Genomic DNA, 23989 nt, shown 5'->3' with positions numbered 1-23989 from the left:
TCCCAGCGTAGTGACCAGCCAGACGCCCATGCATGAACTCGACGAACAGTTACGTGAACTCATTCCCAGGTTGCGGCGTTTTGCCGTGTCCCTGACGCGCAACAGCAGCAGCGCCGATGACCTGGTGCAATCGACCCTGGAGCGCGCCATCGTCGCCTGGGCCGATAAACGTATCGAGGGCGATTTGCGCGCCTGGCTGTTTTCGATCCTCTACCGCCAGTTCCTCGACGCCCACCGCCGCAACCGCCGCTATGCACGCATGCTCGAATTCTTCACCGGCCGCGATGACGTGCAACCTTCGGTGGAACGCACGGTGCTGGCCCAATCCACCCTGCAAGCCTTCGACCAACTGAACACCGAACAGCGCGCCCTGTTGCTGTGGGTGTCCGTCGAGGGCTTGAGCTACAAGGAAGTGGCCGAGATCCTCAAGGTGCCCATCGGCACCGTGATGTCACGCCTGTCCCGCGCACGCCAAGCGCTGCGTCAACTCAGCGATGGCGAAATGACCGGCCCTGCCCTGCGGAGACTCAAATGATCAGCCTGCCCCCCAGCGAACGCGATTTACATGCCTACGTCGATCACCAATTGCTCGACACTGATCGCCGTGTGCTTGAAACCTGGCTGGCCAGCCACCCCGAAGTGGCGGCCCAGGTACAGGCCTGGCAACAGGATGCGCAGCTGCTGCGTGCGTCATTGAGCGGCGCCCTGCAACAGCCGCACAACCCGGCACTGGACCCGGCGCTGATTCGCCAGCGCATCAAGAAACAGTCCCGTCGGCACCTGGCCACGGCGGCGTTGTTGCTGATCGCCGTGAGCCTCGGCGGGGTTGGCGGTTGGCACGCCCGTGAAGCCACCCAGCCGCCGCTGTTGCCGATGACCGACGCCATGCAGGCCTATCGCCTGTTTGCCCAGGACGGCATCATGCCCGCCGACTACAACGCCCAGGACCGCGGCACCATGCAGGCCTGGCTCGACCGTTATTTCAACCAGGCCCATCGACTGCCCGACCTGAGCCAAGCCGGTTTCAAGCCGGTCAGCGGGCGCCTGCTCACCACCGACCAAGGCGCGGCAGCCATGGTGCTGTACCAGGACGCCCAAGGCCGGCGCATCAGCTTCTACATCCGCCCGCCGGGCCCGAACAACGGTTTCCTGCCTCGCGGCAGCCGCAGTGCCGATGGCTTGCAGGCCGACTACTGGTCGGGCGGCGGCTACAACTATGCGATGGTCAGCCCGGTGGATCAGGCCGCCGTGCTGCAGACGCCCTTCTAGAAACCGACGTCCAGCACCACGTTATCCAGGTAGGTGCCGGCCGGTGGGGTGGGCTGATCGGTGTAGACCTTGGCGTTGTAGTTGTACACCTGGCTACCGACGCCCAAGCCGTTGCCGGGGTTGACCTCGGCCGTGGAGCTGGCCCGCCGCGCCGCGCCGACACTGCCCCAGCGCGTGGTGCCGGCACTTTTGAAAATGTCATAGGCCAGGTAATTGCCGCCGGAAACCATACGTCGCCGGCCGCCGACACTCACCGGGTTCTGGCCATCGCTCAAGCCCACGGTATAGGCGCTGCCCTTGGTGCAGGCGATGTTGATGGTCTGCCCGCTCACCGCGGTAAAACCACTGACCACCGGCGCGCTGCCGAAGCTGATATTCGGGGCGGTGATCTGGCAGTCGTTGGTCACTGTCATGCTGACGGTCAGGGACGCCGTGCCACTGCCGGTGTCACGTCCCAGGCAAATGCCGCCAAGGCCGATCCCCGAGCAATAATTCCACACCCAGGCGATGCTCAGTGTCTCGGTGTACACCCCGGCGGCGACGTTGCTGCCGGTGATGCTGCTCAGGTACAGCGGTACGGTTTTCGCGCCGGGCCCTGCGATCAGGCCAATGCTCTGGGCGATGCCGCCAGCGCCGCCGAAATCGAATTGGCTGCCACGGGTGATGGGATAGCTGGTGCTGTTGTTGCCATAAATCGTGTAGCTGATCACATCACCGGTCGGCCCGACCATGCCGCTCTGGGGCGAGGTGATCGTGGCGTAAAAGTGGTCGGTGGACACCAGCAGCGATATCAGCGCCGAGGTGCAACTCAACCCTGAATTAGTCGTAGAGCTGGTTTGCGCAGCGGTGCGCACCGTCATCGAGCTGATCGAGCCGAAACTGGCTGGCACGGTGGACACCACCGAACACGCCGCCATGGCCTGTCCGCAAAACAACAAACCTACGCCATATAACCCTACGCTGCCCCTCACCTGAACACTCCCTGTTCGATGCCTCATTGGCACACTAATGGCCCGATCAAGGGCACGTCCTGTTGCTGCTCATCAATATCGAATGTCGCCTGGCAGGTGCGGCCCTCACCGAGGGTGACCTGCAAGGTGTTGTGGGCGCTGAGGTTTTCCAGATACACCAGGCCATCCCAGCCGACCACCGCCTGGGTGTTGCTTTGTTCGTGCACTACCAGGCTGCCCAGCGGCAACTCCTGATGCTGGCGGTCCACCAGAGTGATGCTTGCAGCGAGCACCCGACGCAGGGGGAATTCCAGCAAGTAACCGCTGCCACGGCGTACCGATACGCGCTGCTCAACATTGGGGCTTTGCACATTCGCCGGCAGGTTCAAGGGGTCGATCTCGTATTTGCCGCGGTAATAGGCACTGCTCCACGGCACCAGCAAATGGCCGTTGCGGTCGGTCTGGCCCACCAGCTGGTTTTCGTAGCGCACCGGAATCCCGGCAAAGCCTTGGGTGCTCACTACCACAAAGGCGTCATTGATGCGGTTGGCGGCAAAGGTTTCGCCGCCCATCCACACCAGCGAGCCGCTGGCATCGGCCCAGCGCGTCATGGCCTCACTGCTGCCGTACACGCCGGCCTGCAACTGCACCGACTGCAAGCGCCAGGTCAGGTCGGCCTGTCGATAGCTGGGGGCATCGCCCTGGGCATAGCCGAGGTTGTAGCCCACCCCGCCTTCGCTGGGCACCGCGCGGCTGTAGTTGATGCGCTGGCGACTGGCGCCGTCCTTGCTGCGCTCGGTGCTCAAGGCCAAGCTGCCGTTGAGGTCGAACGGGATGACCAGTTGCGCCTGCATGGCCCAGTTGCTGTCACCGATTTCGCGGTTGGCTGACAGATAAAAGCTGGTGTTGCGCCACAACGGCTTGCTCCAGCTCAGGTTGAGCAGGCGCGTGCGCGAGTCGTCCGCCGCCTGCACGTCGAAATAGCCCAGGCCCAGGCTGCCGAAACGTTGGAGGTTGAGGCTCAGGGTCACCTGCTCGCTGCGCTTGCTGAGACTGGCGTATGGGGTATCGACCAGAGTCAGGTCGGCGTAGTCGTCGCGACGTTCCACCCGTTGGTACATAAAGCTGTAGCGCGTGCTGTTGTACTGGTAACCGAGGCTCAGTTGCTGGCCCGTGCGGCTGTCGAACTGGCTCTGGCTGAGGGCGGTATTGAGCACGCCGAAGTTGCCCAGGCGCAGGTTGCCACCGAGCCCGCCGAGGGTCAGGTCGCTGGAGGCTTCAGCGTGGCTCTCCAGAGTCAGGTTATCGGAATAGCCATAGCGGAACGTGCCACTGGCCACGCCCGGTCCGTAGCCGAAGTCCCGTAGGGTGTAGTCACGGCGCAAGGTACCGGCGGCCAGCGAAAAGTCCGTCAAGCCTTGTTGCAGCAAGGTGCTGGTGACGTAGAACGGTACCGTGGTCGACACTTGGCGGCCCAGGGCATCGGTGGTGACCACCACGGCCTCGCCGGCACCGTTGATGAATGGGATGTTGGTCAGGGTGTAGGGGCCGGGTTGCAGTCGCGCGCTGTCGGATTTGTAGCCGTTGATAAACAGGTCCACCGACGAGGGCACCGCCGCCTCACCGGCAAACTGCGGCAAGGGGTACGTGACCAGGTCGGGGCGCACGGCAAAATCCCGGGAAAGTTGCACCCCGCCCAGGCGCACCGAGCTACTCCAGGGCAGCGCGCCACTGATCACGTCGCCGGCCTCGTAGGTCAGCAGGCGCTCATCGTCGGAAAAACGCCAGGTGGTGTCGTAACGGCGGTAACCATTGTTGAGGGTGCCGCCGCTGATTCCATCGGACAGGGTCTGGCGCAGTTGCCCGGTGTTGGACAAGGTGCCCCAGGTGTCGAACAGCCGTACTTCGTTCCAGGCCGCGAGGTAACTGCCGCCATCGTCGGTGTCATTGAAATACACGTCATAGTTGAGCAAGGCGCCGAAGCTGCTCATGGCCTGGGTACGCGGATAGGTATTGCGGTTGCCGATGAACTGTTCCTGCAGCCAGGAGGGCGGCACATCCAGCAGCAGGCGCTGGCCGTTGCTGTCGTAGTCGCTGTGCAGGCCCGGCACCTGGTCCAGGGCCACACTGCCGACGGGCTCACCGGGCAGTTTCATGCCCACGTCCTGCAACGCGCTGGCCGGCACAAACAGCTGGCCGGCGCGCTGCTCGACCGCGATGACGCGGCCGGTGTCCATCTGGTTGACCACCAGTTCCAGAAACAGCTGTGCATCGGCAACTGCCTCCATGCTGCCGGGCGGCGGCGGCAGGTCGCCCGCCATCGCTGCGCCCCACAGCCCGCTTGCCACTGCCACCGACGGCCATAAAACCCGAGCCCAACCACGACTCACCATGGCGTTGTGTCCTTCAATGGACATCTCCATCCTGTTAAAACCCGGGCGTGTGCCCGTTGCGCTACATAACGGCTATCGCGTGGGCGCCAGGCTCTCCAGTTGCGGCGCGCCGTTGACGCGTACCTGCAACGGCTGGTCGGCCGATACGGCATCCGGCACCGGCCAGCGCATGCTCGCGCCCGGCAGCACATAGCCGAGCAAACCGTCCACCAACGGCCGGGTCTGCCCGCCCTGTTTGAATGACGCATCGGTAAGCCGCGCATGCACGGCGCCCTGGTTGCGCACCTCGATGTAGTTGCGCCCTGCCACGTTGACCTTTTGCCAACTCAACTGCGGCTTGCCCGCGCCCTTGGGGTCGCGCTGGCGGGTAGCGTCGTCCTTGCTCCACAGGCCGGCGCCATAGGCAAACAGCGGCACCGAATAACGCATCTGGAAGCGAATCGCCGCTGCCGTGTTCTTGCCCTCCGGCGGTGCTGGCACCTGCAGCGCCGAGGGGATTTCGTCAATGATGATGCGATAGGCCAACTCCTGCCCCGGCGGTACCTCCCGGGTGCGGGTCAGGCGCACCAGTTGCTTCTGGCCCGGCTCGATCCTGGCCACCGGCGGGCTGCCGATCACATCGCGCTGGTTCTGGTACTGCTCGTCGAAACCGTTCTGGCTCCAGGCAAACACGCGGATCTGCAGGTTGGCGGTCTCGGTGCCACGGTTCTCCAGCCACAGCGCGCTGGCCTGTTGGTCAGCCTCCAATACCGGGTCGATGGGCCAGATCAGCACCGAACTGGCCGCCTGTACAAACCCCGCCGAGCACAACGCCCCCAAGGCGAAACCCGCGGTCCATAACCGTCGCAAAGCACAACCCATGACACCCCTCCTTAAACCGTTAGCCCTACCACGTCAGCTGCACCTGCAGCGTGTCGCTGTACGTCCCCCCAGGCTGATTGCCCGGTAAAACCACCCGCCCGTAAATCGGCAGGCTGATATTGCTCGCATCGCTGTAGGTCACGCTGACGCTCTGGTTGATGCCCAGGCTCTGGCTGAATGCCGCATCGCGAAACAATTGGTAAGCCACCCGCGCGCTGCCACTGTTGAGCTGCAAATTGCGTCCGGTGCTGCTGTACAGGCCGCCATCCACGCTCATGCTCAGGGCCACGCCCGGCGTGCATTGCAGGGTTACCCCGCCAGTGAGAGCCGCTGTGACCGTGCTGGTGGCCAGGGCCGAATAGCTGCCGTAGGCCAAGGTGCCGTAGTTGGCGCCGCCGCCCACGATCAGACAGCCCGGCGTGATGGTCGCACTCACCTGGAAGCTCTGGTTGACCACCGCGGACAGCGGCAACGGTATCGCCAGGCCGATGGCGAGCAACACCCTGGGCCACATCGTTAGAACGTCAGTTCCACGGCCACGGTGTCGGTGTAGGTGCCCGCCGGCAGTCCCGCCTTGCCCACCGCCCGGCCGTAAAGGTTGACGGTCTGCGCCACGCCGGTACTGGTGGCGAGGGTCACCACGCCGTCAATCGCCAACAGCGCTGAACGCCCGCTGTCAGTGTAGAAATCGTAGGGCACGAAGTTACCCACGCCATCGGCCAGCGCACGAGTGCCACCGGGGGAAGCACCATCGTGGGCGCCGGCACGCACCTTGATTGTTGGCGCGGTGCCAGCCGAACACAGGATCGACAACGCGCCGCCGGTACCGGTGCCGCCGAGTAACTGGGCGTCGGCATTGGTAAACAGGCTGTTGGTGGTACCGAAGTTCAAGCTACCGAAATTCAGCCCGGTGGCCGCCCCGGAGCCGTTGACCTGGCAACTGGCGATCAAGGTCAGGCTGGAACTGATCTGCCCGGTCACCGTGGTCGCCGCGTTCAGGCTGGACGCCAGCCCCAGGCCCAGGGCACAGAGGCCGATTCGCGATACAAGTACATGCATGATATCCATCCTCGTGGTTTACCAATCCAGAGTCACCGTCAGGGTGTCTGTGTAGATGCCGGCCGGTAGGGCCCTGGTATTCGCCACCACGGAACCGAATACCGGGATCGGTACCTGGGTGCCCTGGGTCACGACGAAATTGCGTTGCTGGCCGATCCTGTAGGCACTGCGCCCCTGGGGATCCGCCGACAGTCGATAAGGAATGGTCTGGCGGCCATTGCTCAGGCGCCGCGTGGTGCCGTCGCCATTAGCGCCGCCGTCGATGGTCACCGTGAAACTGCTGACCACCGAGGGGTTGCAGGACACCGACAGCGGCGCCTTGTCAGCATCGGAAATCGACGCGCCCAGCGTGTTGCTCCAGGTCGGCCCCTGGCTGCCGAAATCCATTAGCGCCGTGCCGCCCTCAGGCGTGACCGGCGCGGTTTCCACGTCTTTGCTCACTTCGCAACTGGCGGTGATCACCAAACGCGCGTGGACCTGGCCGTTGACCACCGCCGCCTGCGCGTCATCCGCCAGCAACAGCAGGCCACCCAGGGCCGTCACAGCCAGGTAGCGGCTTACCATGTGACCGTGACCTTGAGCAGGTCGGAATAACGGCCGACAGCGGGAATGCCTTTGAGCGGTTCGATGCGGCCATACAGCGGCAGGTCGACAGAGCCGGTGTCCGGCACGCGGCCGCTGATCGGCACGTCCACCGGCAAGGGGATCAGCCGCGCGGCGTCGGCATAGATTCGATAGGGGATGGGCCGACTGGAGGGCGCCGGATTGGCGAGATAACGTACTTCGCCGACGCCGCCATGCAGGCCGCCGTCAACGCGCACTTGGTAAGGCGTGTCGGGGTTACATTCCAGGCGCGGCTGGCGTTGGCTGATCAGGGCCGCACTCAGGGGGCCGGCCGGGTCATCCAGACGCGGGCCGCTGCCGAAATCCAATACGCCAAGTTGCTCAATGCCCGCATTGCGGGTGGTGCCCACCAACTGGCAACCCCGCTGCACGTCGATGCGCACCTCCACCTGGAGTTGCGCAGCAAACACCGTGTTGCAGAGCATCGTGCCCATGACAGCCAATACCGCCGGTCCCTTCACAGCCCCAATTCCTTATACAGGGGTGACAACTGTGTATGAGGTTAGCCAGTTAACACGAAAGTGCCAGTTTGCATGGCTTGGGGCCCTTTCCTATTGGTCAAACGGCATCGAGCGTCCTACAGTGAACGACCACCGCAATACAGAGTGATTATTCTTGGCCGTGCTTGCCCTGCTCCAGCGCCTGCTGGGTAAAAAAACCGACGCCTCGGACGCCTCGCCTATCCCGGCGTATTTTCAAAAAAAAGCCGTACAACAGGGCTATACCCTCAGTGATGGGCAAATCCGGGCGATTACCGCCCTGAATCGCGAGGCCCAGCACCTGCTCAACGGCCAGGTCACGCGCAGCCTGTACCTGCACGGCCCGGTGGGGCGTGGCAAAAGCTGGCTGTTGGACGGATTTTTCCAGGCGTTGCCCATCGCCGAGAAGCAGCGCGTGCATTTCCACACCTTCTTCGCCCGGCTGCACCAGGGCATGTTCCTGCACCGCGAGCATGACGATGCCTTGGGCGCCACTCTGGACGAGCTGCTGACCGGCTGCCGAGTGCTGTGTTTCGACGAATTCCATGTGCACGATATCGGCGATGCGATGCTCATCAGCCGCCTGTTCAAGGCCCTGTTCCAGCGCGGCGTGCTGGTGCTGGTGACCTCCAACTACCCACCCGAAGGATTGCTGCCCAACCCGCTGTACCACGAACGCTTCAAGCCGGTGATCGAGCTGATCGCCGCGCGCATGGAGGTGCTGGAAGTCAGTGCGCCTCAGGACTTTCGCAGCCTGGCCCAGGCCCACGCCCAACAACGCTTCACGGGCGGCCAGTATGTATGGCCAGGTACAACAGGCCAGCGTGAAAGCCTGGGCCTGCCTGCCACAGATTGCCCGGTGCAAACCCTGAAGGTCGGCACTCGGCAGTTACAGTGCCGAGGCCATCAGGCACGAACCATCGCATTTACCTTCAACGACCTGTGCGAACAGCTCACGGCGGTCATGGATTACCTGTTGTTGTGCCAGGACTTCGACCACTGGATCATCGACGGCCTACCGCAGTTGGCCGAATGCCCCATCGCCGTGCAACAGCGCTTTATCAACCTGGTAGACGTGCTCTACGACCAGGACAAGCAACTGACACTTATCGGTCACCAGCCCCTGGATAAATGCCTGGAAGGCCAGGCCATCGACCTCGCCCGCACCGCCAGCCGCCTGCGCCAATTGCACACGCTGTGCCCGCAACCCGCGCCCGAGCCGCTATCATGAGCGCCTTTTACGCCCCCTTCCGAGCACCGCGCCCTGCATGAATACCCTCGCCCAACTCAAGACTGGCCAATTGGCCGGCGCTACACGCCTGGACCTGGCCTGCGGGCTGACCGAGTTTCCCCGGGAAATCTTCGAACTTGCCGACTCGCTGGAAATCCTCAACCTCACCGGCAACGCCCTGAGCAGCCTGCCCGACGACCTGCACCGCCTGACGAACCTGCGCGTGCTGTTCTGTTCGGACAACGCCTTTACCGAACTGCCGCAATGCCTGGGCCAGTGCGCAAAACTGAGCATGATCGGCTTCAAGGCCAACCAGATCAGCCAGGTAGCCGCTGCCGCCCTGCCGCCACAGTTGCGCTGGCTAATCCTCACCGACAACTGCATCAGCCAATTGCCCGATGAACTGGGTCAGCGCCCGTTACTGCAAAAGTTGATGTTGGCCGGTAACCAGTTGACCGACCTGCCGCCAAGCCTGGCCCAGTGCCAAAACCTGGAGTTGATCCGTATCGCCTCCAACCGCCTCACCCAGCTACCGCAGTGGCTGCTGACCCTGCCGAGCCTGACCTGGCTGGCCTACGCCGGCAACCCGGTGGAAATGGCCGTGCAGGTGAGCAGTGATGAGGCGACGCCGAACATCGCCTGGCAGGAACTGGACATGGGCGAAGTCCTTGGCGAAGGCGCTTCGGGGATTATTCGCAAGGCGCTGTGGAAACCCCGGGCGTTGCCAGTCGCGGTCAAGCTGTACAAGGGCACCATCACCAGCGACGGTTCACCGCTGCATGAAATGCAAGCCTGCATCGCTGCCGGCCTGCATCCCAGCCTGATCAAGGTTGAAGGACGCGTCGTCGGCCATCCCGATAACCAGGCCGCCCTGGTGATGGAGCTGATCGACCCGAGTTACCGCAACCTCGCAGCCCTGCCGAGCCTGGCGTCGTGCACGCGGGATGTCTACGCACCCACCACCCGTTTCAGCCTGGACGTGGCACTGCGCATGGCGCGGGGCATTGCTTCGGTGGCGGCGCACCTGCATCGGCACGGCATTACCCATGGTGACCTGTATGGTCACAATATTTTGTGGAACGCAGAAGGTGATTGCTTGCTGGGAGACTTTGGCGCGGCCTCCTTCCATGCCACGGCGGACACGTTGGAAACCCGTGCGCTGCAGCGTATTGAAGTGCGCGCGTTCGGAGTGTTGCTGGGGGAATTGTTGGAGCGGGTTGAGGCCAGTGACGAAGGCTTGCAGGCACTGCAACAACGCTGCTGCCAGCCGGATGTGCTGGCGCGGCCGGGCTTTGAAGAAATTGAGGTCTTGCTCGAATCTATGCAACACCACTAAACCAATGTGGGAGCGGGCTTGCTCGCGAATGCGGTGGAACAGCCAATACATCTGTTGACTGTCACACCGCATTCGCGAGCAAGCCCGCTCCCACAGGTTGACCGCGTGTACTCAGATAAACATCAGCCCGCCAGGCCGACAAACATATCCTGCACATCATCATGGTTGTCCAGGCCTTCCAGGAACGCCTCGACTTCAGCCATCTGCTCATCGGTCAAACCGCTGACCGGGTTCTTGGAGATATAGCCCAGCTTGGCCGACAGCACGGTAAAGCCCTGCTCCGGCAAGGCTTTCTGCACGGCATCCAGGTCGGTGGTTTCGGTAATGAACAAGGTGGCGCCTTCTTCACCCTCTTCAAAGTCCTGGGCGCCGGCTTCGATGGCGGCCATTTCTGGATCGGCGTCTGGCGTGTCCGGCGATGCTTCGATCAGGCCCACATGGTTGAAATCCCAGGCCACCGAACCGGAAGCGCCCAGTTGGCCCTTGCGGAAGGCCACGCGGATTTCCGCCACGGTGCGGTTGATGTTGTCGGTCACGCACTCGACGATCAAAGGCACCTGGTGCGGCGCGAAACCTTCGTAGGTCACGCGGTGGTATTGCACGGTCTCACCGAGCAGACCGGCGCCCTTTTTGATCGCGCGGTCCAGGGTTTCCTTGGGCATCGAGGCCTTTTTGGCCTGCTCCACCACCAGGCGCAGGTGCGCGTTGGTCGCGGTATCGGCGCCGTTGCGGGCGGCGATGGTGATTTCTTTCACCAGCTTGCCGAAAATCTTGCCCTTGGCATTGGCTGCCGCTTCTTTATGTTTGACTTTCCACTGTGCGCCCATGACTCACTCTCTTATTTCCATCGCGCCGAAACGTCTACTGGCCGGCGCTTTGGGGGCAGAGTTTATAGCGCGAGAACGCTTCGTTCCACCAAAAAACCGGCCAGGGTACTCAGGTGCGCAAGGGTTTGATCACCGCATTGCGGTCCGGCACAAAATCCCCGGCCTGGGCCAGTACGGCGGGCCTGGCATTCCAGTAGGGCATCAGCACCAGCGACGAAAACAGTGCCGCACCGGCAAACACAATAAATGCCGTAACGGTATCGAAATAGCCTGGCAGCAAACCACCCAGGATCGCTCCCACCGAACCGCAGCCGTTGACAAAGCCCGCAGCGGTAGCGCCGGCCTTGGCGGTGCCGAAGTCGATGGCCGCCGTGCTGCTGATCATCGAGTCCGGCCCATACAGCGTCAGCCCCATGACAAACAGCAACGTCATCACCAGCACCACACTGCCGGTGTGCAGCGCGCCCATAAACAACGCCAGGGCAACCGTCAGCGCCAACAGGCTGAGCACGCAGGCGGGCATGCGCCGAGCACCGAACAGTTTGTCGGAGGCCAGGCCGATCAACACCGGCCCCAATAAACCGGCCAGCTCAAACGCGGTGGGCACGATGGCGGCACCGACCTTGCCCACCGACGGCATCTGCTCGTAGACGATCACCGGCCCCCACAACAGAATCGCGTAGCGCGCCGGCTTGAGCAGGAAGTAAGCCAGCCCCAGGGTCAACACCGTACGGTTGCGCAGGATCGCGCGCAGGGGTTCGAGTACGCTCACGCGCTGTTCGGCGGCCAACTGCTCGGCGCTCAGCACCGGCTCGGGCTCGACTGCCGGCAAGCCCACATCCTGCGGGGTATTGCGCTGGAACATAAAGAAGAGCACGGCCACCACCGCGACCACTGCGGCGCTGGAAATAAACGCCGCATGCCAGCTGCCGATCAGCGTATAAGCCCACCAACCGGCAAACGGTGACGCGACCAACCCGCCAAATGCATAACACGAACTCCACAGCCCCAGCACCCGCCCCCGCTGCTGGGCCGGGAAGAAACTACCGAGGTTCTTGCACAACCCCGACCAGCCAGTGGACTGGGCCAAGCCCTGTACCAACATGCAGGTGACAAAAATCGGCAAAGTGGCAAAGGTGCCCATCACCAGCGCCGCGCCTGCGGAAATCAACAAGCCACCGAGCACCACTACCCGTGGCCCGAAGCGGTCTGCAAGCATGCCCCAGGTGAACTGGCCCACCGCATACGCTGCGAGATAGAGGCCATCCAGGTTAGCCATCGTCATTTTGTCGAGGGGGAAACTCGGGTCGTCGCCAATCCCCAGCTTTGCCACCGAAAAGGCTTTGCGGGTGAAATAGAACGCGGCGTACGCCAGCCAGGTAATGGCGAAAATCTGCACGCGCCAACGCTTGATACTACCCATAGGGATATTCATGGTGGTTCTGACCTCAGGTGTGAGTGTGCCGGCAGAATCGAAAGAAAACGCCTGTTGTTCTTATGGTTGAGCACTGCAATGCCGGGCCTTGGATAGCGCGGTATTGGTCAGATGGGTGCGATGTGCCTGCGCCCATGGCCGCCGTGGTTGTAGGACTCAACCTACGGCGGCTGAGGTGCATCAAAACAATGGCTGACTCATAGGTAAAATCGATTTATCGTATTTCAAATATAAGCTCAGGTTTTAAGAGGACGTACCATGTCGGTTTCCCATGCCCAGCTCAAAGCCTTCCATGCGGTGGCCATTCACGGCAGTTTTACCGGGGCTGCAGAACGGCTGTTCCTGACCCAGCCTGCGATTTCCGACCAGGTGCGCAAACTTGAAGAGCGCTTCGGCGTATTGCTGTTTCACCGCAACAAGCGTTCGGTGCGCCTGACCGATCTGGGTGAACGCCTGCTGGGTATCACCCAGCGCCTGTTTGTGATCGAGGCCGAAGCCGAAGAGTTGCTGCAGGATTCGCGCGCTCTGCTCACCGGTACTCTCACCTTGGCAGTGGATGCGCCCGTGCACGTCCTGCCGCAGATTGCGCGCTTCTGCCAGCGCTACCCTGGGATCAGCGTAAAAATCGAAACCGGCAATACCGATGAGTCGCTGTCGCGCCTCTACAACTACCAGGCCGACCTGGCGCTGTTGGGGCGCGATGTCGATGATGTGCGCCTGTTGTCAGTGCCGCTGCCCGACGACCAACTGCTGGCTTTTGTCGCACGGGACCATGCCTGGGCCGGGCGCGAGTCGATCTGCCTGGCCGACCTCGATGACACCCCGCTGGTACTGCGGGAAACCGGCTCGGTCACCCGTCAGACCCTGGAGCAGGAAATGCGCCAGGCCGGCCTGCGCATTCGTCCGGCGATCCAGGTGGAAGGCCGCGAGGCCGCCCGTGAAGCCGTGGTGGTAGGGATTGGCGTGGGCGTGGTGTCGGCGGCAGAGTTCGGTGCCGATGCACGGGTGTACGCCATGCCGATCCGCGATTGCACCCAACGCATGAAAGAAACCCTGGTGTGCCTGAAAGAGCAGAGTTCACGCCGTGTGGTCGCGACCTTTCTGGAGATCGTGCGTGAAAGCCTTCACGCCAACTCGAAGAACGCCTGAATCAAGCGCAGCGAGCGACGGCGCTCCATGCAGCCGAGCATATGCCGATTCAGCAGGCCATCGCCGAGGATCGGCACCGCCTGCACACGCGGGTCCGGGCTGACCTCCATCGACGACACCACGCCCACGCCCAACTCTGCCGCCACCGCCTCGCTCACAGCTTCCCGACTGTCCAGTTCCAGCAGCACTTTGGGCTGCACATTCGCCGCCAGGCAGGCGTCGTCAAAGGTGCGGCGGGTGGTGGAACTGGGCTCGCGCAGCACCATGATCACCTCATGCAACTGCGCCAGTTCAATACCGTCGGGCTGCTTGGACCACGGGTGTGCGGCCGGCACCAAGGCGCAAATCCGTGACTGGTCCAGGGGTTGCAAGTGCAGGCCATTGCGCGGTTCCACCTCGGTGAGCACCGCCACATCCGCATGTTCGGACAGCAACGCCGCCAGGGTTTCCTGGGCATTGCCCAAACGCAGGTTCACGGTAATGCCGGGGTAGCGCGCACGCAGGCTGGCGATCATCGGCATCACCAGGTGGGGGCCATCCGCCGCCACTTCCAGGCGCCCGGTGAGCAACTGGCGGTTGGCCTCCAGCAGGGTTTGCGCCTCGTCGACCAACCCGAAGATAGCCCGCGTGATGGCCGCCAGGCGTGCGCCCTCCTCGGTCAATTCCACCCGACGTGCGGTGCGGCGCAACAGCGGGATCTGGTAGTGCTCCTCAAGCGCCTTGATATGCCCGGTCACCGCCGGCTGGCTGATAAACAGCCGAGCCGCCGCGCGGGTAAAACTGCCCTCACGGGCCACGGCATCGAATGCACGCAGTTGGAACAGATTCATAGCTATCGGCCTCACTGATAGCTCGCATAACAACAAACAATTTGATTGATGACAAGCCAAACTGCAATTTAGGCGCCGTAGCTTGAACCCCAACACCTTGCGAGGATTTGACATGCCCACTGCCGCGCCGATCCTGTTGACCCCCGGCCCCCTGACCACCTCGAACCGCACCCGCCAAGCGATGATGACGGACTGGGGCTCGTGGGACGACCGCTTCAACCAGCTCACAGCCAGTGTGTGCAGCCAGTTGCTGGCGATCCTCAACGGCGCCGACAGCCACCACTGCGTGCCGTTGCAAGGCAGCGGCACCTTCGCCGTCGAAGCCGCGATCGGCACCCTGGTCCCCCGCAATGGCAAGGTGCTGGTGCTCATCAACGGCGCCTACGGCAAACGCCTGGCGAAAATCTGCGAGGTGCTTGGCCGCGAATTCAGCACCTTTGAAACCGCCGAAGACGAGCCCACCACTGCCGCCGATGTGGATCGCCTGCTGCACGCTGACAGCGCCATCACCCACGTCGCGCTGATTCATTGTGAAACCAGCACCGGCATTCTCAACCCGTTGCCGCAGATCGCCGAGGTGGTCAAACGCCACGGCAAGCGCCTGGTCATCGACGCCATGAGTTCCTTCGGCGCGCTACCGATCGATGCCCGTGAAGTGCCGTTCGAGGCGCTGATCGCCGCCTCGGGCAAATGCCTGGAAGGCGTACCGGGCATGGGCTTTGTCTTTGCGGAAAAACACGCACTGGCCGCGGCACAGGGCAACTGCCATTCCCTGGCGATGGACCTGTTCGACCAGCACAGCTACATGACCAAAACCGGCCAGTGGCGCTTCACCCCGCCGACCCACGTGGTCGCCGCCCTGCATGAAGCGCTGTTGCAGTACGCCGAGGAAGGCGGCCTGCCCGCCCGTCACCAGCGCTATGCGAATAACTGCCAGGCCTTGCTGGACGGCATGGCCGAACTGGGGGTGCGCAGTTTTCTACCGGCGGCTATCCAGGCGCCGATCATTGCCACCTTCCACGCCCCCGACGATCCTCGCTATCAGTTCAAAGCGTTCTACGAACGGGTCAAGGCCAAGGGTTTCATTCTGTACCCGGGCAAATTGACCCAGGTGGAAACCTTTCGCGTGGGCTGCATCGGTCATGTCGACGCAGCCGACATGCGCGCAGCCGTCAAGGCCATCGCCGAGGTGCTGCAAGAAATGTGCAGGAGCGAGCTTGCTCGCGAAGAGTGTTAACGAAAACGCGGGCATCCTGAGTTAACGCGGCGCCTGGATGTTTTTCGCGAGCAAGCTCCTACATAGATGAATGTTATTACCCCACAGGATCTGAACCATGAACTATCAAAACCCCAACACCCTCCAGGCCGTTATCCTCGACTGGGCTGGCACCGTGGTCGATTTCGGCTCCTTCGCCCCCACGCAGATTTTTGTCGAGGCCTTCGCCGAGTTCGACGTGCAGGTGTCGATCGAGGAAGCCCGTGGCCCGATGGGCATGGGCAAGTGGGACCATATCCGTACGCTCTGCGACCAGCCGCAGGTTGCCGAACGCTACCGCAAGGCGTTCGGCCGCACGCCCACCGACGACGACGTGACCGCCATCTACCAGCGCTTCATGCCGCTGCAGATCGAGAAAATCGCCGAGCACTCGGCCCTGATCCCCGGCGCCCTCGACACCATCGCCGCCCTGCGCGGCCAAGGCATCAAGATCGGCTCCTGCTCCGGCTACCCCAAGCAGGTGATGGACAAGGTCGTGGCCCTGGCCGCCACCAATGGCTACGTCGCCGACCATGTCGTGGCCACTGACGAAGTGCCCAACGGCCGACCATGGCCGGCCCAGGCGTTGGCCAACGTGATAGCCCTGGGCATTGATGATGTGGCGGCCTGCGTGAAGGTCGACGACACCGTGCCGGGCATTCTCGAAGGTCGCCGTGCCGGCATGTGGACCGTGGCCCTGACCTGCTCGGGCAACGCGCTGGGCCTGACCTACGAGCAGTTCCGCGCCCTGGACACCGACACACTGGCCAGCGAACGCCAGCGCATCGAAGCGATGTTCGAAGCTTCACGCCCACACTACCTGATTGACACCATCACCGATCTGCCACGGGTCATCAGTGACATCAACCAGCGCCTGGCCCGCGGGGAAATGCCGCAGGCCTACTGACCGAGGTCAAGACAACGGCATTGGCAACAAGCGCAGCGCTCAAAACAGGCATAGAGTTAATGCACTCCATCGCGAAAGAATGGAGGTATGCCCTGATGAGTGAGGAACACAGCGATGCCGTGGAAAAATTCCGATACACGCTACAGCACCATGTCGATTGCGTTGCACTGGTTGATGGTGGTGCTGCTGGCGGTGGTCTACGCCTGCATTGAACTGCGCGGCCAATTCCCCAAAGGCAGCGGTGCGCGCACCTTGATTGTTGAAATGCACTTCATGCTCGGCCTTACCGTGTTTGTACTGGTATGGCTACGCCTGTTTGCACGCAGCCTGGGGGTGGCACCGAAGATCCTGCCGGCGCCGCCGCAATGGCAAAGCCTGCTGGCGAAACTGATGCACGCTGCGTTGTACGCGTTGATGATCGGCATGCCGATTGCCGGCTGGTTGATCGTCAGCGCCGAAGGGCACTCGGTGATGTTCTATGGGATGGAGTTGCCGCCGTTGATTGGGGAAAACAAGGCACTGGCCAAGGAGATTGAAGGCTGGCATGTGCTGTTTGGGCAGATCGGTTATTGGCTGATCGGGCTGCACGCGTTGGCGGGCATCTTTCATCATTACGTGATGCGCGATAACACGGCGCTGCGAATGATGCCGGGTGGGAGGAGGCTTTAACCCAGCCAATTAGCTCCCCTGTGGGAGCGGGCTTGCCCGCGAAGGCGGTGTGTCAGTCACAGTGCCTCTTACTGCAAGACCGCTTTCGCAGGCAAGCCAGCTCCCACAAGAGGTTTGCGCCAGTCGCTGAAGCCTCGGCGGCCTTGCAGGCCGCCGGTATGGATGAAGATCAGGCGCATGCCGGGGGCAAAGCGTCCGGCCTCGATCTGCTGTTTCAACGCCAGCAGCGCCTTGCCGGTGTAAAGCGGTTCCAGCGGTAGACCGCACGCTTGTTCGGTGCGCTGAATGAAGTCGAGCAACAGTGGATCGGCTTTGGCAAAGCCGCCGCGACTGGCGTCCAGCAATGTATAACCGTCCTGCACGATGGCACTCACGTTCTGCGCCACACCGTGGTCATCCGGCACCGCCATGGCGCCATATACCGGATGCGCGCCCGCCTCCGCCAGTGCCAGCCCGGCCAGTGTCGTGCCGGTACCCGCCGCCAACCACCAGGCGTCGTAATCGCTCCAACCGAGGCTGTCCAGTTGCGCCCGCGCCTGCTCGACCAACACGCCACAGCCCTGCGCACCGGCCAGCCCACCGCCGCCTTCGGGTATCGGATGAAAGCCAGGATACTGCTCGCGCCAAGGCAACCAGAAACCCGCTTCATGCCGCGCCCTATAACCGCCATAACCGAGCCAATGCAGTTGCATGCCAAACGCTTTGAAGTCGAGAACCGTGGGGGTGTCTTGAGGATGGCCCCGCAGCAGGCCGACCGTGGAGAAACCAAAGCGCTTGCCCGCCGCCGCCAGCGCATGCAAATGGTTGGAGTACGCACCGCCGAGACTCATCACCCCGGTGGCTCCAGCGTGTCGGGCCTGGGCCAGGTGCTCGGTGAGCTTGAACCACTTGTTGCCACTGATCAGCGGGTCGATACAGTCCAGGCGCAGCACGGCCAACTCGACTCCGTTCAGCCAGTCCAGGTGCAAGGGTTCAAGGGGCGCGTGAGGAAGCCAGTCGAAAGGGCCCATCGGCAGGTATCTGAATGAAAAGAGGGCGGTAGTCTAACACCGCCCCTCTTGGCGCCTTACAGCTCTGCAGCCAGGCGCGAGCCCTGGTTGATGGCGCGCTTGGCGTCCAGTTCGGCCGCCACATCAGCGCCGCCGATCAGGTGCACGTTCTGGCCGGCGGCGACCAGGCCGTCGTGCAATTCGCGCAGCGGGTCCTGGCCGGCACAGATGACGATATTGTCCACCGCCAGGACTTGCGGCTCGCCCTCGGCGCCGATGCGGATATGCAAGCCTTCATCGTCGATCTTCAAGTACTCGACGCTGTTGAGCATCTGCACCTGCTTGTTCTTCAAACCGGTGCGGTGGATCCAGCCGGTGGTCTTGCCCAGGCCATCGCCCACTTTGGAAGCCTTGCGTTGCAGCAGGAACACTTCACGGGCCGGCGCGTGGCGCTCGGGTTTGATCCCGGCCACGCCACCACGGGCTTGCAGTTGAGTGTCGATGCCCCATTCTTTCCAGAACGCCTCACGATCCAGGCTGGTGGATACGCCTTGGTGGACGAGAAATTCAGACACGTCAAAACCGATGCCGCCGGCGCCGATCACCGCCACGCGCTTGCCCACCGGCTTGCGCTCGAGGATCACGTCCAGGTAACTCAGGACCTTGGCGTTGTCGACACCGGGAATCGCCGGGGTACGCGGTGCGATGCCGGTGGCCAGGATCACTTCGTCATAACCGCCCGCTACCAGTTGCGCAACGTCGACACGGGTGTTGAGGCACAGCTCGACGTGGGTGGTCTGCAATTTGCGTTTGAAATAACGCAGGGTCTCGAAGAACTCTTCCTTGCCCGGCACGCGCTTGGCGATATTGAACTGGCCGCCGATCTCGCTGGCGGAGTCGAACAAGGTCACCTGATGCCCACGCTCTGCGGCCACGGTAGCCGCGGCCAAACCCGCAGGGCCTGCGCCGACGACCGCGACCTTTTTGATCTGCTTGACCGGCAAGTAATTGAGTTCGGTTTCGTAGCACGCCCGCGGGTTGACCAGGCAGGTGGTGAGCTTGCCGCCAAAGGTATGGTCCAGGCATGCCTGGTTGCAGCCGATACAGGTATTGATCTCATCGGCGCGCCCGGCGGCGGCCTTGTTGACGAACTCGGGGTCGGCGAGAAACGGCCGCGCCATCGAGACCATATCGGCGTCGCCTTCGGCCAGGATCTGCTCAGCAATTTCCGGGGTGTTGATGCGGTTGGTGGTGATCAGCGGAATCTGTACCGAACCGCGCAATTTGGCCGTGACTTTACTGAACGCACCACGGGGTACCTTGGTGGCGATGGTCGGGATACGTGCTTCGTGCCAGCCGATACCGGTGTTGATGATCGTCGCGCCGGCCTGTTCGATGGCCTTGGCCAACTGCACGATTTCTTCCCAGACACTGCCGCCTTCCACCAGGTCGAGCATCGACAGGCGGAAGATGATAATGAAGTTCGGGCCTACGGCTTCGCGTACGCGGCGCACGATTTCCACCGCCAGACGCATGCGATTTTCAAAGCTGCCGCCCCAACGGTCGGTGCGATGGTTGGTATGGGCAGCGAGGAACTGGTTAATGAAGTAGCCTTCGGAACCCATGATTTCGACGCCGTCATACTCGGCGACCTGGGCCAGCAGCGAGCAGGTGACAAAATCCTGGATCTGCTTTTCGATGCCCTCTTCATCCAGTTCCTTGGGCTTGAACGGGTTGATCGGCGCCTGGATAGCGCTCGGTGCCACCTGCTTGGGGCTGTAGGCGTAACGCCCGGCGTGGAGGATCTGCATGCAGATCTTGCCACCCGCGTCGTGCACGGCTTGGGTAACGATCTTGTGCTTGCTCGCCTCTTCTTCGGTGGTCAGCTTGGCTGCACCGGCGTACACGCCGCCTTCATCATTGGGGCCAATGCCGCCAGTGACCATCAGGCCTACGCCGCCACGGGCGCGCTCGGCAAAATAGGCCGCCATACGCTCGAAACCGCCGGGCTTTTCTTCCAGGCCGGTGTGCATCGAACCCATCAGGGTACGGTTGCGCAAGGTGGTGAAACCCAGGTCCAACGGGGCCAGCAGGTGCGGGTAGGCAGCAGCGGTCATGGTACAGCTCCACAACGGATCATCACGGGACGTGGCGCACTCGAACGGCGTGCCATCGGTTTATGTCCCACAGACTAAGAGGCGGTGGACCACGGCTCAATGACTGAAACTGACAAGTTATTGATCCAAATGCACAGCGCCCCTTGGCAAGCCACGCCATGGGCCCTACCCTAGTCGCGAACCCTGCACCTGGTCTGTTGTCTGTTGCCCCATGCGTAAACTTCTAGCGTTCACCGTCATCATGGCCCTGGTTGCCTCACTCGCCGCGTATCTGGTCTGGACCCAGGAGCGCCCCGTGGCGCATTACCTGTCCGACCTGCGCATCACCCTCGCCGTCAACGAGGGCGAACCAGCCGACCGGGGCAACCTGCTAGGTATCCAGCCGGAACTGTTCCCTGCCGATTACCAGAGCCTGGAACGCCTGCACCTGAAGCTGTCGGCCTACCTGCAAAATGCCCGGGACCTTGGGTTGATCAATGCCAAGACCGTTGTGGTGCTGCCGGAACATATCGGCACTTGGCTGATGCTCGGCGGAGAAAAGAATGAGCTGTACCAGGCCGCTCACCTCAAGGACGCCATGAACTGGCTGTCGATCAGCAACCCGCTGCAATTTGCCAAAGCCTGGATCAGCGCCACTGGCGACAACCGCATGGACGATGCGTACCTGCGCATGAAAGCCCCCGCCATGGCCCGCGACTATCAAGTGTTGTTTGGCGGCCTCGCCAAAGAATTTGGCGTGACCCTGGTGGCCGGTTCCATCGCCCTGCCCAACCCGAGCGTGATCCAGGGGCAACTGGAGATCGGCCACGGCGCGCTGTACAACGCCAGCGTGGTGTTCGCCGCCGACGGCTTGCCGCTGGGCCAGCCGCAGCGCCAGCTTTACCCGATCTACGATGAACGTGGCTTTATAGAACCTGGCGATGAGCATGTCGTCAACGTTGTCGATACCCCCGCCGGGCGCCTGGGCATTCTGGTCGGCAGCGACAGCTGGTACCCGGACAACTACCGCAAGCTCAACGAGCAAGGCGCGCAATTGATCGCGGTACCCGCTTTTGTCACCGGCCGCGATACCTGGGACCGTCCGTGGCGCGGTTTCAAGAGTGTGTCTACGCCCTCAGAAGTGAGCCTCAAGCCTGAAGAAACCAGTGAGGGCGCGGCCTGGCGTCGCCTTACCCTGATCAGCCAGCCGCCTGTCAGCGAAGCCACCGCGGGCATGAGCGTCTTTCTGCGGGGGCAATTCTGGGACCTGGGCAGCGCCGGCCAGAGTTTTCTCAGCCACAATGGGCAAGTCTTCGCCGATGGCGACGCCCGTGGTGCGCGCCTGCTGAATATCTGGCTGTAGCGCCGTGAAGCCGGTGCGCCTGGGGGATCTGTCGGTGGGCTTCGTGCACACCCTGGCCGACGCCATCCACAGCCACGGCCTGGACCCACAGCCCCTGCTGCTGCAATACGGCCTCGATCCAGCTCGCCTGGCTGAGGCCGGCGCACGCTTGTCGATCCCGCGCTACATGCGCCTGGGCCACGCGGCCATCCAACTGACCGGCAACCCCGGCCTGGGCCTGCGTATGGGCCAGCTCAGCCGCTTGAGCCAGGCTGGTCTTGCCGGCGTTACTGCCGCCCAAGCGCCCACCGTGCGCGAAGCGGCACGCACGCTCACACGCTTTGAAGCACTGTACGGCTCCAACTATCGCGGGCAATCAAGCTTTCATGAAGACGCCGAAGGCGCGTGGCTGAGGTTTTATTCCATCAGCCCCTACAACGCCTATAACCGCTTTGTGGTGGATTCGATCATCGCCGGCTGGCTGCAGCAATTGTCTGGCCTGGCCCAACAGCCGGTGCAGGCCCAGCGCATTGAAATCGAATTCGACGCGCCGGACTACCACGACCACTACAGGGTGCTGGGAGAGGGCGTGGTCCACTTCGGCGCCGAGGTCAATCAACTGCGCCTCAGCCAACCCACCCTGGCGCTGCGCAACCCCCAGCATTGCCCAAGCACCTGGCACCTGTTGCTACAGCTGTGTGAAAGGGAACTAGAGCAGTTGACCCGCACCCGCAGCCTGCGCGAGCGCATTACCCGGTTGCTCGGGCCGATGCTCAATGGCGGCCGGGAACCCGACCTGGAGGAAGTGGCGGCACGCTTGAAGCTGCCAACCTGGACATTGCGGCGCAAACTGGCCGAGGAAGGCACGCAGTTTCGCGCGATCCTCAATGACACCCGTCGCGACCTGGCCATGACCTACATTCGCGATACGGAACTGGCGTTCGGCGAGATCGCCTACTTGCTCGGTTTTGCTTCGGCCCAAGCCTTCCAAAGGGCCTTCAGGCGTTGGAACAACCAGACCCCAGGGGAATTTCGCCGCAGTCAGCGCCACTCCGCCTGAAGTCGGTGCTACAGCTCGGTGGCATCGTCGGCGGGATCCAGTGGGTCTAGCTCGAATGCCTGATACTCCAGCAGCTCTTCCTGATAATCGTCCATGGTGGACTCCTTTTCGTGTTGAAAGCGGTTGCAGATTAATGACCTGCGAACCCAGCCTAAAGTGCCGTCATGACGAAAAAATGTCGACGTCGTGACATTCCTGCTCTTCAGGATTAAACGTAGCGGCGATCACTGGATTTAACTCAACCGCAACCTCGATCAAAATGTGGGAGCGGGTTTGCTCGCGAAAGCGGTGGGTCATTGAACACACTTGGCGACTGTTACACCGTATTCGCGAGCAAGCCCGCTCCCACATCAGAACAGCATTGCGTTACTGCGCAGGCATCGGAAGCGGTGGAATCGCTTCCGTCGGCGCCGGCAGGGACGGATCAGTCGGCGCCGGTGCAACCGGAGCAGGCTCTGTCACCGGTGCAATCGGTGCAGCCTCAGGTGGCGGCGCAAGCGGCTCTGCAGCGGCAGGCGCTACAGGCACATCCTTCGGCGCTTCGACCTTCTCGGCTGCCGGAGCGGTCTTGGGCTCGGGCACGCCGAGGTCGGCCTTGGGCTGCTCGGGGATATGCTCGGCCTGCTTTACTTCCTGCGGCAGGAACACGTCCACCAACGCAAAGTAACGCTCGTAGAACTTCGGTGCCGAGACGGTCTCGCTTGCCACCTTCACCATCGAGTCGTCGGTGGAGCCAATCGGCATCGACACCGAGCCCAGCACGCCCACACCGAGGCTCGCGGAGTTGTTGACCTTCTTCAGCGCATAGCGGTCCTGCAAGGCGTTGGCAAACATCGTCGAGTGATTGCTGCCCTTGCCATCAGCAGCGCACACCACATTGAAACTGATCTGCAGATGGGTCTCGCCGGTCTGCTGGAAGCTCTTGTTGCCGGCCACCAACTTCGGATCGCTGCTGGTGATGATGTAGCCCTGGCTCAGCAGGGCACGGCGCGCAGCTTCACAGGCCGCCACATCGCTGACCGGGTAATCGCGGGAAAACGTACCGGAATCGTCGAAATTCTCATGTTCATAGATAGCGGTCTTGGGTGACGAGCAGCCCGCGGCGCCCGCCAGCACCAGCGCCAACCCGAGATTGCGCAAGTGAAATGATGTCGACATTGAAAATCCTGAAGAAAACGGTCCGGACGGTATTGTGCAACAGAACGCGACATTGAAGCGCGATTCCTGT

At 62.5% G+C, this 23989-nt stretch carries 23 protein-coding genes; 10 read left to right on the top strand and 13 right to left on the bottom strand.

Annotated features, from left to right (window positions below):
- Positions 1-28: 28 nt before the first annotated feature.
- The gene (locus tag FXO12_RS01860; RefSeq protein WP_034127925.1) at positions 29-535 is read left to right on the top strand and encodes a sigma-70 family RNA polymerase sigma factor; all 507 of its coding nucleotides are present in this window, start codon (positions 29-31) and stop codon (positions 533-535) included.
- Complete coding sequence (locus FXO12_RS01855) at positions 532-1269, top strand: anti-sigma factor (protein WP_057974934.1); 738 nt, start codon at positions 532-534, stop codon at positions 1267-1269. The genes FXO12_RS01860 and FXO12_RS01855 overlap by 4 nt, the downstream gene beginning before the upstream one ends.
- On the opposite strand, the gene FXO12_RS01850 is transcribed toward FXO12_RS01855, so the two are convergent.
- The 7 genes from FXO12_RS01850 to FXO12_RS01820 all read right to left on the bottom strand — a co-directional run bounded on the left by FXO12_RS01850 (position 1266) and on the right by FXO12_RS01820 (position 7581).
- A complete protein-coding gene (locus FXO12_RS01850) occupies positions 1266-2267 on the bottom strand; it encodes a spore coat U domain-containing protein (protein ID WP_173647454.1) in 1002 nt (333 codons plus the stop codon). The genes FXO12_RS01855 and FXO12_RS01850 overlap by 4 nt on opposite strands.
- The gene (locus tag FXO12_RS01845; RefSeq protein ID WP_057975024.1) at positions 2264-4612 is read right to left on the bottom strand and encodes a fimbria/pilus outer membrane usher protein; all 2349 of its coding nucleotides are present in this window, start codon (positions 4610-4612) and stop codon (positions 2264-2266) included. The genes FXO12_RS01850 and FXO12_RS01845 overlap by 4 nt, the downstream gene beginning before the upstream one ends.
- A gap of 72 nt (positions 4613-4684) precedes the next feature.
- A complete protein-coding gene (locus tag FXO12_RS01840; protein ID WP_057974936.1) occupies positions 4685-5473 on the bottom strand; it encodes a molecular chaperone in 789 nt (262 codons plus the stop codon).
- A gap of 25 nt (positions 5474-5498) precedes the next feature.
- Complete coding sequence (locus FXO12_RS01835; RefSeq protein ID WP_014718968.1) at positions 5499-5987, bottom strand: spore coat U domain-containing protein; 489 nt, start codon at positions 5985-5987, stop codon at positions 5499-5501.
- Between the two features lie 2 nt (positions 5988-5989).
- Positions 5990-6532, bottom strand: a complete 543-nt coding sequence (locus FXO12_RS01830; RefSeq protein WP_003192220.1) for a spore coat protein U domain-containing protein — start codon at positions 6530-6532, stop codon at positions 5990-5992.
- Between the two features lie 18 nt (positions 6533-6550).
- Complete coding sequence (locus FXO12_RS01825) at positions 6551-7096, bottom strand: spore coat protein U domain-containing protein (RefSeq protein WP_034127930.1); 546 nt, start codon at positions 7094-7096, stop codon at positions 6551-6553.
- Positions 7090-7581: a spore coat U domain-containing protein gene (locus FXO12_RS01820; RefSeq protein ID WP_087149522.1), complete on the bottom strand. Its 492-nt coding sequence runs from the start codon at positions 7579-7581 to the stop codon at positions 7090-7092. The genes FXO12_RS01825 and FXO12_RS01820 overlap by 7 nt, the downstream gene beginning before the upstream one ends.
- A gap of 190 nt (positions 7582-7771) precedes the next feature.
- Here FXO12_RS01820 and zapE point away from each other — a divergent pair, with 190 nt between their 5' ends.
- Together zapE and FXO12_RS01810 are read left to right on the top strand one after the other, a co-directional pair.
- On the top strand, positions 7772-8866 hold the full coding sequence (gene zapE, locus FXO12_RS01815) for a cell division protein ZapE (protein ID WP_057974938.1): 1095 nt from the start codon (positions 7772-7774) through the stop codon (positions 8864-8866).
- Positions 8867-8903: 37 nt separating this feature from the next.
- Entirely contained in the window at positions 8904-10202 is a 1299-nt protein-coding gene (locus tag FXO12_RS01810) for a protein kinase (protein WP_060773018.1), read from the top strand.
- A gap of 122 nt (positions 10203-10324) precedes the next feature.
- On the opposite strand, the gene FXO12_RS01805 is transcribed toward FXO12_RS01810, so the two are convergent.
- On the bottom strand, positions 10325-11029 hold the full coding sequence (locus tag FXO12_RS01805; RefSeq protein WP_003192227.1) for a YebC/PmpR family DNA-binding transcriptional regulator: 705 nt from the start codon (positions 11027-11029) through the stop codon (positions 10325-10327).
- 109 nt (positions 11030-11138) lie between these two features.
- Positions 11139-12464 carry an MFS transporter gene (locus FXO12_RS01800; RefSeq protein ID WP_057974940.1) on the bottom strand — a complete coding sequence of 442 codons (1326 nt, stop codon included), beginning with the start codon at positions 12462-12464 and terminating at the stop codon, positions 11139-11141.
- Between the two features lie 258 nt (positions 12465-12722).
- On the opposite strand from FXO12_RS01800, the gene FXO12_RS01795 reads away from it, so the two are divergent.
- Entirely contained in the window at positions 12723-13613 is an 891-nt protein-coding gene (locus tag FXO12_RS01795; RefSeq protein ID WP_034127935.1) for a LysR substrate-binding domain-containing protein, read from the top strand.
- Here the strand turns inward: FXO12_RS01795 and FXO12_RS01790 are convergent.
- Positions 13589-14443 (bottom strand): LysR substrate-binding domain-containing protein, encoded by an 855-nt coding sequence (locus tag FXO12_RS01790; protein ID WP_057974941.1) that lies wholly within the window; start codon positions 14441-14443, stop codon positions 13589-13591. The genes FXO12_RS01795 and FXO12_RS01790 overlap by 25 nt on opposite strands.
- 112 nt (positions 14444-14555) lie before the next feature.
- Between FXO12_RS01790 and FXO12_RS01785 the strand changes: the two genes are divergently transcribed.
- The 3 genes from FXO12_RS01785 (at position 14556) to FXO12_RS01775 (ending at position 17274) form a co-directional block, all read left to right on the top strand.
- Positions 14556-15680, top strand: coding sequence for a 2-aminoethylphosphonate--pyruvate transaminase (locus FXO12_RS01785; protein ID WP_054917360.1), 1125 nt, complete (start codon positions 14556-14558; stop codon positions 15678-15680).
- A 97-nt stretch (positions 15681-15777) separates the two neighbouring features.
- A complete protein-coding gene (gene phnX / locus FXO12_RS01780; RefSeq protein WP_057974942.1) occupies positions 15778-16605 on the top strand; it encodes a phosphonoacetaldehyde hydrolase in 828 nt (275 codons plus the stop codon).
- A 114-nt stretch (positions 16606-16719) separates the two neighbouring features.
- Positions 16720-17274, top strand: coding sequence for a cytochrome b (locus tag FXO12_RS01775; protein ID WP_057974943.1), 555 nt, complete (start codon positions 16720-16722; stop codon positions 17272-17274).
- Positions 17275-17342: 68 nt separating this feature from the next.
- Here FXO12_RS01775 and FXO12_RS01770 read toward each other — a convergent pair whose 3' ends face one another.
- Both FXO12_RS01770 and FXO12_RS01765 read right to left on the bottom strand, forming a co-directional pair.
- Positions 17343-18284 carry a 1-aminocyclopropane-1-carboxylate deaminase/D-cysteine desulfhydrase gene (locus tag FXO12_RS01770; protein WP_057974944.1) on the bottom strand — a complete coding sequence of 314 codons (942 nt, stop codon included), beginning with the start codon at positions 18282-18284 and terminating at the stop codon, positions 17343-17345.
- A gap of 56 nt (positions 18285-18340) precedes the next feature.
- Complete coding sequence (locus FXO12_RS01765; RefSeq protein WP_034127940.1) at positions 18341-20380, bottom strand: NADPH-dependent 2,4-dienoyl-CoA reductase; 2040 nt, start codon at positions 20378-20380, stop codon at positions 18341-18343.
- Positions 20381-20591: 211 nt separating this feature from the next.
- Here FXO12_RS01765 and FXO12_RS01760 point away from each other — a divergent pair, with 211 nt between their 5' ends.
- On the top strand, positions 20592-21722 hold the full coding sequence (locus tag FXO12_RS01760) for a carbon-nitrogen hydrolase family protein (protein WP_057974945.1): 1131 nt from the start codon (positions 20592-20594) through the stop codon (positions 21720-21722).
- A gap of 4 nt (positions 21723-21726) precedes the next feature.
- Entirely contained in the window at positions 21727-22761 is a 1035-nt protein-coding gene (locus FXO12_RS01755; RefSeq protein ID WP_019819480.1) for an AraC family transcriptional regulator, read from the top strand.
- Between the two features lie 366 nt (positions 22762-23127).
- On the opposite strand, the gene FXO12_RS01750 is transcribed toward FXO12_RS01755, so the two are convergent.
- A complete protein-coding gene (locus tag FXO12_RS01750; protein WP_034127943.1) occupies positions 23128-23919 on the bottom strand; it encodes a DUF2242 domain-containing protein in 792 nt (263 codons plus the stop codon).
- Between the last annotated feature and the right edge of the window lie 70 nt (positions 23920-23989).

Source organism: Pseudomonas sp. J380 (assembly GCF_009827115.1).
In the GTDB taxonomy this organism is placed as follows: Bacteria; Pseudomonadota; Gammaproteobacteria; order Pseudomonadales; family Pseudomonadaceae; genus Aquipseudomonas; species Aquipseudomonas paracarnis.
Note: the sequence above shows the minus strand (reverse complement) of the source record. Positions and strands in the feature narration are given on the sequence as shown.

What these genes read in the sequence shown, in the direction of transcription:
- FXO12_RS01805 (WP_003192227.1), bottom strand. Translation starts at nt 11,029, where the DNA reads ATGGGCGCACAGTGGAAAGTCAAACATAAAGAAGCGGCAGCCAATGCC.
- FXO12_RS01790 (WP_057974941.1), bottom strand. Translation starts at nt 14,443, where the DNA reads ATGAATCTGTTCCAACTGCGTGCATTCGATGCCGTGGCCCGTGAGGGC.
- FXO12_RS01760 (WP_057974945.1), top strand. Translation starts at nt 20,592, where the DNA reads ATGCGTAAACTTCTAGCGTTCACCGTCATCATGGCCCTGGTTGCCTCA.
- FXO12_RS01850 (WP_173647454.1), bottom strand. Translation starts at nt 2,267, where the DNA reads ATGAGGCATCGAACAGGGAGTGTTCAGGTGAGGGGCAGCGTAGGGTTA.
- FXO12_RS01750 (WP_034127943.1), bottom strand. Translation starts at nt 23,919, where the DNA reads ATGTCGACATCATTTCACTTGCGCAATCTCGGGTTGGCGCTGGTGCTG.
- FXO12_RS01765 (WP_034127940.1), bottom strand. Translation starts at nt 20,380, where the DNA reads ATGACCGCTGCTGCCTACCCGCACCTGCTGGCCCCGTTGGACCTGGGT.
- FXO12_RS01775 (WP_057974943.1), top strand. Translation starts at nt 16,720, where the DNA reads ATGCCGTGGAAAAATTCCGATACACGCTACAGCACCATGTCGATTGCG.
- FXO12_RS01820 (WP_087149522.1), bottom strand. Translation starts at nt 7,581, where the DNA reads ATGCTCTGCAACACGGTGTTTGCTGCGCAACTCCAGGTGGAGGTGCGC.
- FXO12_RS01830 (WP_003192220.1), bottom strand. Translation starts at nt 6,532, where the DNA reads ATGCATGTACTTGTATCGCGAATCGGCCTCTGTGCCCTGGGCCTGGGG.
- FXO12_RS01785 (WP_054917360.1), top strand. Translation starts at nt 14,556, where the DNA reads ATGCCCACTGCCGCGCCGATCCTGTTGACCCCCGGCCCCCTGACCACC.
- FXO12_RS01825 (WP_034127930.1), bottom strand. Translation starts at nt 7,096, where the DNA reads ATGGTAAGCCGCTACCTGGCTGTGACGGCCCTGGGTGGCCTGCTGTTG.
- FXO12_RS01835 (WP_014718968.1), bottom strand. Translation starts at nt 5,987, where the DNA reads ATGTGGCCCAGGGTGTTGCTCGCCATCGGCCTGGCGATACCGTTGCCG.
- FXO12_RS01770 (WP_057974944.1), bottom strand. Translation starts at nt 18,284, where the DNA reads ATGGGCCCTTTCGACTGGCTTCCTCACGCGCCCCTTGAACCCTTGCAC.
- FXO12_RS01860 (WP_034127925.1), top strand. Translation starts at nt 29, where the DNA reads ATGCATGAACTCGACGAACAGTTACGTGAACTCATTCCCAGGTTGCGG.
- FXO12_RS01845 (WP_057975024.1), bottom strand. Translation starts at nt 4,612, where the DNA reads ATGGTGAGTCGTGGTTGGGCTCGGGTTTTATGGCCGTCGGTGGCAGTG.
- FXO12_RS01840 (WP_057974936.1), bottom strand. Translation starts at nt 5,473, where the DNA reads ATGGGTTGTGCTTTGCGACGGTTATGGACCGCGGGTTTCGCCTTGGGG.
- phnX (WP_057974942.1), top strand. Translation starts at nt 15,778, where the DNA reads ATGAACTATCAAAACCCCAACACCCTCCAGGCCGTTATCCTCGACTGG.
- FXO12_RS01800 (WP_057974940.1), bottom strand. Translation starts at nt 12,464, where the DNA reads ATGAATATCCCTATGGGTAGTATCAAGCGTTGGCGCGTGCAGATTTTC.
- FXO12_RS01810 (WP_060773018.1), top strand. Translation starts at nt 8,904, where the DNA reads ATGAATACCCTCGCCCAACTCAAGACTGGCCAATTGGCCGGCGCTACA.
- FXO12_RS01855 (WP_057974934.1), top strand. Translation starts at nt 532, where the DNA reads ATGATCAGCCTGCCCCCCAGCGAACGCGATTTACATGCCTACGTCGAT.
- FXO12_RS01795 (WP_034127935.1), top strand. Translation starts at nt 12,723, where the DNA reads ATGTCGGTTTCCCATGCCCAGCTCAAAGCCTTCCATGCGGTGGCCATT.